A 3,540-nucleotide genomic window follows, 5' to 3' on the forward strand; every position below is an offset into this window, starting at 1 on the left:
ACCCAAAAGGGTGATCTGCATACGCACCGCTACCGGCCCTGATCCACCAGCTTCGAGCCGGAGGCACTTTAAGAGACGTAAAACGCCGGTTCCTCGCGTACTCCTCTCCATCACGCTTGCCGGACCCGCCCCATCTGGCAGTACTGGACACGTCCCGGCTTTGTCAGGGCCGCTCTCGCCCTCCCCGGCATCACCCGGATCAGGCTGCCCTCAGCTTCAACCCGACTGCTGCGACAGCGGGTTGGTGCAGGTCTTCCACCTCCACTCGAACCAACAGCGCCTCACGGCGCAAACGGAAAGTGAGCCAGAACCCGTTCTTCGTGAACATCGCCCCAGACGTTCACCAACTGCCTCCCGAAGTCATGACGAACTGACTCCACAACTCGTGAACAAAGCCATGCCGGGAGGCCTGCGGAGGCTGGCCAGGCGGCGGTGCCGAGTCTGCTTCTGGAGTTGGTCAGAGGTTGCGCAGAACGGTGACGACCCTGCCCAAGATCGTTGCCTGGTTGCCCCAGATACGTTCGTAGGCTTTGTTGTCAGGCATCAGCCACACATCGGCGCCGTCGCGCTTGAGACGCTTGACCGTGGCCTCACCATCAATCATGGCCGCGACGATGGAACCGTGTTCGGCGTCATGCTGCTTGCGCACGACAACCCAGTCGCCGTCGAGGATGGCCCCCTCACCAGCCATCGAGTCACCAGACACCTTGAGAACGAACAGTTCGCCCGAGCCAGTGAGCCGGCGGGGCAGCTCCAGTATGTCCTCGACGGACTCCTCTGCCTGGATCGGAACTCCCGCGGCGATGCGGCCCACGATCGGGGCCTTCACGACGGAGGAGCTCTGCGCAGCGGATGCTTCCGGGAACAGAGGTCCGGCGTCGGAAGCTTCTTCCCCGGCAATCACGTAGGCGCGGGGCCGGTGTGGGTCCTTGCGGAGCACTCCCTTGCGCTCCAGCACCGACAGCTGGCGGGCCACCGAGGACGTGCTGGAGAGGCCGGCGAACTGCCCTATCTCCCGCATCGACGGCGGGTAGCCGCGGGTCTTCAGCGAGTCCTTGATACAAGCGACCACAGCACGCTGGCGGTCGGTGACGCCCCGGCCCCCTGGCGGCCTGCCGGGGCGTCTTACTGCTGCGACGGCGTACATGCGCTGCTCCCCCCTGACGTGATCTTGCTGAGCTGGACAGTAACTCGCCAACCAGCACATAGGGAACACTTATTCTCAACAGAGCGTACGCATCAGTGCCTGAATGTGACGGCGGCCGGTCGCTATGACGCCGATTGCAAGCCGCCGGCAATGGGCTCTCGACGTGGCAGGGCGGGTATGCCGGGCGCAGTGAGGAAACGCCAGGTGAAGTCACAGCGACACCGGCCATCTGCCGGGCCGTCACCTCCCGGCACGGTGCGCGTGGTCACCCGACACAACGGCCCGGCAGGTGAACGACCAGGAGGCGCGGGACTTCGGCATCTCCACCGAGCAGGCCCGCCTAGGGCCCGTCTTCAAACTCGCGCCGTCCGGCCGGGACCTACCCGCGGAGGCCGAGCTGACCGACGTTGACTAGCTCGGCGCGCGCGGTGCTGGACGGCGGCGGTCCGCCGGCCGAGCTGCCCCTTGGTCCACGTGGCTGCTGATCCGGCGGGCTGCACCGGGCAGCCAGGGTCGGTTCGTACTTCCGGGGTGTACGGAGTCGTCGTTGAAGATTGAACGTGACGTCTGAATACCGCCGGACCGGCAGGGCGTTCCGGTCTTGGATTGAGCGTGTCCAAGACCGGAACAAGGAGTTCTACGGAGATGACGATGAACGGTGCGACGGCGCTCGACGGCAAGGTGGCGCTGGTGACCGGCGGCAGCCGGGGGATCGGGGCGGCGGTCGCGCTGCGGCTGGCCGAGGACGGCGCAGACGTGGCGCTGACCTACCAGGGCTCGGCCGAGTTGGCCGAGGAGGTGGTCGCCAAGATCACCGCGATGGGGCGGAGCGGCTGGGCCGTCCGCGCGGACAGCGCAGACCCGGAGGCGGTGTGCGGCGCGGTGGCGGCGGTCGCCGAGCGGTTCGCGCGGCTGGACATCCTGGTGAACAATGCGGGTGTCGGCGCCGTCGGACCAATCGAGGCGGTGACATGCGACCAGATCGACCGGGTGCTGGCGGTGAACGTTCGCGCGCCCTACCTCTATGCCCAGGCGGCGCTGCAGTACATGGTCGAGGGCGGACGGATCGTGAGCATCGGCAGTTGCATCGCCCAGCGCGTGGCCTTCCCCGGAAGCACGCTCTACGCGACCAGCAAGGCCGCTCTGATTGGCTTCACCAAGGGCATGGCCCGGGAGCTCGGCCCGCATGGGGTCACCGTCAATCTGGTCCACCCGGGCCCGATCGACACCGACATGAACCCGGGCGACGGTGATTCCGCCGACTTCCAGCGCGGCTTCACTGCGCTCGGCCGCTACGGCACGGCGGTGGAGGTCGCGGATGCCGTCTCGTACCTGGTCGGCGAGAGCGCCCGATACGTCACAGGCGCGGAGCTGGCGGTGGACGGTGGCTTCGCAGTCTGAGCCCGCACGGTCCGACGCAGGCCAGGTAGCCCTTGGCGCTGAGTCCGTCACGGCATCGACCCGTGATCTTGGGCAGTGGATCACGGCTGGGTGATACGTCGCCAGGAGTTGTCCGATGCCGAGTGGGACCTGCTGCGGCCTTTGCTGCCCACGGCTGCGACAGGCCGTCCCCGGTTGGACGACCGTATGGTCCTGAACGGCGTCGTGTGGAAGTTCCGCACCGGGGTTGCCTGGCGGGACGTGCCCGAGCGGTACGGGTCCTGGGCTACCCTGCACACCCGCTTCCGCCGGTGGGCCAAGGACGGCACCTTCGAGCGGATGCTGCAAGCCACGCAGGCGAAGGCGGACGCAGCCGGCGACATCGACTGGGTCGCCTCGGTCGACTCCACCATTGTCCGAGCCCACCAGCATGCCGCCGGAGCCCGAAAAGGTGCCTCTATGGGTTTCGTCAAGCCGTAGCCGCTGTGGGTGGTTGGTAGAAGGTGCCGTCGCGGAGCATGGCGTAGAGGACGTCGATGCGTCGTCGGGCGAGCGCGATGAGGGCGGCGATGTGGTGCTTTCCTTGTCGTCGCTTGCGGTCGTAGTAGGCGCGTGACTCGGGCTGGGAGAGCGAGGCGAACGCGGCGAGGTAGAAGGCCCGCTTGAGTTGCTTGTTGTCGCGTCGCACGCCACCGCCACGATGTCAGGTCGCCTTGAGGTCGGTGAGGGAGGGGACGGTTGTAGTGGCACCGGTGTGTGAGGCTTGCAGGGCTACGTGGGCGGCGAGGACGGCGTGCAGGCGCCGTCATGGAGGTTCGCGGGGCGGTGGCTGTGGCCGAGGACCAGGTCGCGAAAGGCTTCGTGTTCGGCGATGAGGGGTTCTTCTTTGGGGATCGCGTAGCGGGTGACGTCGCCTTCTGTCGGCGTACGGGCTGTAGTGCAGAGGCATGTACGGGCTGATGTACAGAGTTTGAGTCTGTGTCAACTGACCGCCGTGATGCCGCCTTCGATGG

4 protein-coding genes and 1 pseudogene are annotated in these 3,540 nt (G+C 66.8%); 3 read left to right on the top strand and 2 right to left on the bottom strand.

All coding sequences use genetic code 11. The features are described from left to right. Positions 1 to 457 precede the first annotated feature (457 nt). A complete protein-coding gene (gene lexA, locus ACF1B9_RS37870; protein ID WP_391746954.1) occupies positions 458 to 1,147 on the bottom strand; it encodes a transcriptional repressor LexA in 690 nt (229 codons plus the stop codon). A 289-nt stretch (positions 1,148 to 1,436) separates the two neighbouring features. On the opposite strand from lexA, the gene ACF1B9_RS37875 reads away from it, so the two are divergent. The 3 genes from ACF1B9_RS37875 (at position 1,437) to ACF1B9_RS37885 (ending at position 3,007) form a co-directional block, all read left to right on the top strand. Beyond that, positions 1,437 to 1,562, top strand: coding sequence for a hypothetical protein (locus tag ACF1B9_RS37875; RefSeq protein WP_391746953.1), 126 nt, complete (start codon positions 1,437 to 1,439; stop codon positions 1,560 to 1,562). A gap of 230 nt (positions 1,563 to 1,792) precedes the next feature. Continuing rightward, a complete protein-coding gene (locus ACF1B9_RS37880) occupies positions 1,793 to 2,548 on the top strand; it encodes an SDR family NAD(P)-dependent oxidoreductase (protein WP_391746952.1) in 756 nt (251 codons plus the stop codon). Between the two features lie 90 nt (positions 2,549 to 2,638). Continuing rightward, positions 2,639 to 3,007 carry an IS5 family transposase gene (locus ACF1B9_RS37885; protein WP_391795986.1) on the top strand — a complete coding sequence of 123 codons (369 nt, stop codon included), beginning with the start codon at positions 2,639 to 2,641 and terminating at the stop codon, positions 3,005 to 3,007. On the opposite strand, the pseudogene ACF1B9_RS37890 reads toward ACF1B9_RS37885, so the two are convergent. Continuing rightward, positions 2,997 to 3,212, bottom strand: a pseudogene (locus tag ACF1B9_RS37890) (IS110 family transposase); the annotation flags it as partial. The gene ACF1B9_RS37885 and the pseudogene ACF1B9_RS37890 overlap by 11 nt on opposite strands. Between the last annotated feature and the right edge of the window lie 328 nt (positions 3,213 to 3,540).

The sequence above is a fragment of the Streptomyces sp. NPDC014727 genome (genome assembly GCF_043083485.1).
Classification (GTDB): Bacteria; Actinomycetota; Actinomycetes; order Streptomycetales; family Streptomycetaceae; genus Streptomyces.